3 protein-coding genes are annotated in these 4467 nt (G+C 63.0%); all 3 read left to right on the top strand.

All coding sequences use genetic code 11. From position 1 onward, the window contains the following. Window positions 1–1084: glycine cleavage system aminomethyltransferase GcvT (gcvT, locus tag ACR0KX_RS21050; RefSeq protein WP_480708769.1), on the top strand; the 1084-nt coding region annotated here is incomplete at its 5' end. A gap of 18 nt (window positions 1085–1102) precedes the next feature. Then, window positions 1103–1468 (top strand): glycine cleavage system protein GcvH, encoded by a 366-nt coding sequence (gene gcvH, locus ACR0KX_RS21045; protein ID WP_170456856.1) that lies wholly within the window; start codon window positions 1103–1105, stop codon window positions 1466–1468. Window positions 1469–1578: 110 nt separating this feature from the next. After that, window positions 1579–4434, top strand: a complete 2856-nt coding sequence (gene gcvP / locus ACR0KX_RS21040) for an aminomethyl-transferring glycine dehydrogenase (protein WP_170624941.1) — start codon at window positions 1579–1581, stop codon at window positions 4432–4434. Window positions 4435–4467 lie beyond the last annotated feature (33 nt).

Here is a 4467-nt window from a genome sequence, read left to right as displayed (position 1 = left end):
GAAACGCACGCCCTTGTACGCCTTGCACGTTGAGTTGGGAGGTAAGCTGGTTGATTTTGCGGGCTGGGAGATGCCTGTCCAGTATCCGCTGGGGATTATGGGGGAACACAAGCAGTGTCGTGAGAAGGCGGCGGTGTTTGATGTGTCTCATATGGGTCAGGTGATCCTGCGCGGTGAGAATGTGGGCGAGAAGCTGGAGGCGATCTGCCCGCAGGCCTATGCGACCTTGAAAGAAGGCAAGGCGCGGTACGGGTTTTTCACCAATGCCGAAGGCGGGATCATGGACGATCTGATCGTGTCGAACGCGGGGGATCATTTCTTTGTGGTGGTGAACGCGGCGCTGCGGCATCAGGACATTCCGCATATGAAGGCGAACCTCGAAGGCGTAGACGTGACCGAGATCTTCGACCGGGCGCTGGTGGCGGTGCAAGGCCCCAAGGCCGAGGATGTTGTGGGGGAACTCTGCCCTGCGGCGCGGGATCTGAAGTTCATGGAAACCACCGTGGCCGACATTATGGGCACCGAATGCCGCATCTCGCGGCTGGGCTATACCGGCGAGGACGGGTATGAGATCTCGATCCCCGAGGACAAGGCGATCGAGATCACCAAGGCCTTTCTGGCGCATGAAGATTGCGAACCGGCCGGTCTGGGCGCGCGCGACAGCCTGCGGCTGGAGGCGGGGCTGTGCCTTTATGGCAATGACATCGATCAGAGCACCTCACCCATCGAGGCCAGCCTTGGCTGGGCAATCCAGAAGCGCCGCAAGGAAGAGGGCGGGTTCCCGGGTGCCGAGCGTGTCCAACGCGAACTGGCCGAGGGTGCCGCCCGCAAGCTGGTGGGCATCAAGCCCGATGGCCGCGCCCCGGCGCGTCAGGGCGTGGAAATCCAGTGCAGCAATGGCAACACCATCGGTCAGATCACCTCGGGCAGCTTTGGCCCCACGGTGGGTGGCCCGGTGGCGATGGGCTACGTGTCCGCCGGTCACGGTGAGCCGGGAGAGAAGGTGAACCTGATCATCCGGGGCAAGGCGCAACCGGCGCAGATCGTGGCGCTGCCCTTTGTCACCCAGAATTACAAGCGTTGAAGTCAGGAGAGAGACAGCATGGCAACCTATTATTCCGAAGAGCATGAATGGCTGACCGTCGAAGGGGACGTGGCCACTCTGGGCATCACCAAACATGCCGCCGAGCAGCTGGGCGAAGTGGTCTTTGTCGAGCAGCAGGAAGTGGGTGACGAGTTCGAGAAGGACGGCGAGATCGGCGTGATCGAATCCGTCAAGGCGGCCTCGGAACTCTACGCCCCGGTGGATGGCGAGATTGTCGAGGTCAACGAGGCGCTGGCCGACAACCCCGGCGCGCTGAACGAAGACCCCGAGGGCGAGGCCTGGATCTACAAGGTCAAGATCGCGGACGCGTCGCAGCTTGAGGATCTGATGGACGAAGCCGGCTACAAAGCCTTCATCGGCTAAGAAATCACGGCGGATCCTTGCGGGGGTCCGTCCTTCATCTGGCTAAAAATATCCCCGCCGGAGGCATCCGCCACAGCGGCCGGGCGAGACATTCCCTGAGGAGCGCAACGATGGCCTTCAAACTGACCGATTACGAAGCCTATGACTTCGCCAACCGCCGCCATATCGGGCCCAGCCCGACCGAGATGCGCGACATGCTCAAGGTGATTGGCTTCAAGACGCTGGACGAGCTGATCGACGCCACCGTCCCGCCCGCGATCCGGCAGACCGAACCGCTGGACTGGGGTCCGGCGATGACCGAACGCGACGCTCTGTTCCACATGAAAGAGGTGGCGAGCAAGAACACCGTTTTGACCTCGCTGATTGGTCAGGGCTATTATGGCACCACCACGCCCGCGCCGATCCTGCGCAACATCCTGGAAAACCCGGCCTGGTACACCGCTTATACGCCCTATCAGCCCGAGATCAGCCAGGGCCGGCTTGAAGCGCTGCTGAACTTCCAGACCATGGTCAGCGACCTGACCGGGCTGGACGTGGCCAACGCGTCCTTGCTGGACGAAGCCACAGCTGCCGCCGAAGCCATGGCGATGGCCAAGCGCGGCGGGCGTTCGAAAGCCAACAACGCCGCCTTCTTTGTGGACAAGAACTGCCACCCGCAGACCATCGCGGTGATCAAAACCCGGGCTGAGCCTCTGGGCATCGACGTGCAGGTTGCCGATCCGGACACGCTGGATGCGGGCGCCGTCTTTGGTGCGATCTTCCAGTACCCCGGCACCCACGGCCATGTGCGCGACTTCACATCGGAAATCGCGGCGCTGCACGAACATAAAGCCATCGCCATTGTCGCCGCCGACATCCTGTCGCTGGCCCTGCTGAAATCCCCCGGCGAGATGGGCGCGGACATTGCCATCGGTTCGACCCAGCGCTTTGGCGTGCCGATGGGCTATGGCGGCCCGCATGCCGCTTACATGGCGACCACCGACAAGCTGAAACGCTCGATGCCGGGCCGGATCATCGGTGTCAGCATCGACAGCCGCGGCAACAAGGCCTACCGGCTGTCGCTGCAGACCCGCGAGCAACACATTCGGCGCGAGAAGGCGAACTCGAATGTCTGCACCGCGCAGGCGCTGCTGGCGGTGATTGCCTCGATGTATGCGGTCTATCACGGCCCCGACGGCATCAAGGCCATCGCGCAATCGGTGCACCGCAAGACCTCGCGTCTGGCCGCTGGTCTGGAAGAGGCAGGCTTTGCTGTTGAGCCGGAAGTGTTCTTTGACACCATCACGGTTGAGGTCGGCCATCTGCAGACAACGGTGATGGAGGCCGCCGTGGCGCGCGGCGTCAACCTGCGCAAGGTCGGCGAGACAAAAGTGGGCATCAGCCTGGACGAACAGACCCGCCCCGAGACCATCGAGGCCGTCTGGGGTGCCTTCGGCATCGACCGCACCGATGACAGCTCGAACGTCGCTTACCGCCTGCCCGATTACGCGCTGCGGGAAAGCGAATACCTGACCCACCCGATCTTCCACCAGAACCGGGCCGAGGCCGAGATCACCCGCTATATGCGCCGTCTGGCCGACCGCGATCTGGCGCTGGACCGGGCGATGATCCCGCTGGGGTCCTGCACCATGAAGCTGAACGCCACGATCGAGATGATCCCGGTCACCTGGCCCGAGTTCGGCAATCTGCACCCGTTCTGCCCCGAAGATCAGGCGCAGGGCTATCACGAGATGATCGCCGATCTGAACGACAAGCTGTGCCAGATCACCGGCTATGACGCGATCAGCCAACAGCCCAACTCGGGCGCGCAGGGGGAATATGCGGGTCTCTTGACCATCCGCAACTACCACTTCGCCCGTGGCGAAGGGCAGCGCAATGTCTGCCTGATCCCGACCTCGGCCCATGGCACCAACCCGGCCTCGGCCCAGATGGTGGGCTGGCAGGTTGTGCCGGTGCAGGCGGATGAGAACGGCAATATCGACCTGAATGACTTCCGCGCCAAGGCGGAAAAGCATTCCGATCATCTGGCCGCCTGCATGATCACCTATCCGTCCACCCATGGCGTCTTTGAGACCACCGTGCAGGAGGTCTGCCAGATCACCCATGACCATGGCGGTCAGGTCTATATCGATGGGGCCAACATGAATGCCATGGTCGGCCTGTCGCGTCCGGGAGACATTGGCGGCGATGTCAGCCACCTGAACCTGCACAAGACCTTCTGCATCCCCCATGGCGGCGGCGGCCCCGGCATGGGCCCGATCGGCGTCAAGGCGCATTTGACCGAACACCTGCCCGGCCACCCGGAATACGGCACCGCCGTGGGTCCGGTCTCGGCGGCGCCCTTCGGCTCGCCGTCCATCCTGCCGGTTAGCTGGGCCTATGTGCTGCTGATGGGCGGTGCCGGTCTGACGCAGGCGACCAAAGTGGCGATCCTGAACGCAAACTATATCGCCGCACGTCTGAAGGAGGCCTATCCGATCCTCTACACCTCGGAAACAGGCCGGGTGGCGCATGAATGCATCCTCGACACAAGACCGCTGGACGAGGCGGCGCATGTCAGCGTTGACGACATCGCCAAACGTCTGGTCGATTCAGGCTTCCACGCGCCCACCATGAGCTGGCCGGTGGCCGGAACCCTGATGGTGGAGCCCACGGAATCGGAACCCATGGCCGAGCTCGACCGCTTCTGCGACGCCATGCTCTCGATCCGAGCGGAAGCGCAGGACATCATCGACGGCAAGATCGACGCGGACAACAACCCGCTGAAAAACGCCCCCCACACGGTGCGCGATCTGGTCGGAGACTGGGACCGCCCCTATAGCCGCGAACAGGCCTGCTTCCCCCCGGGCTCCATGGGCGTCGACAAATACTGGTCCCCCGTCAACCGCGTCGACAACGCATACGGAGACCGAAACCTCGTCTGCACATGCCCCCCAATGGACGCATACAAAGACGCAGCTGAATAACAACAAACCCCCCGCCACAAAAAGGCGGGGGGT

The sequence above is a fragment of the Ruegeria sp. BG5 genome, assembly GCF_056538425.1.
The sequence above is the reverse complement of the archived record's forward strand: the minus strand, read 5'-3'. Positions and strand labels throughout refer to the sequence as shown.

Bases quoted from the DNA above. Each gene is read 5' to 3' on its own strand.
- gcvP (WP_170624941.1), top strand. From the start codon at position 1,579: ATGGCCTTCAAACTGACCGATTACGAAGCCTATGACTTCGCCAACCGC.
- gcvH (WP_170456856.1), top strand. From the start codon at position 1,103: ATGGCAACCTATTATTCCGAAGAGCATGAATGGCTGACCGTCGAAGGG.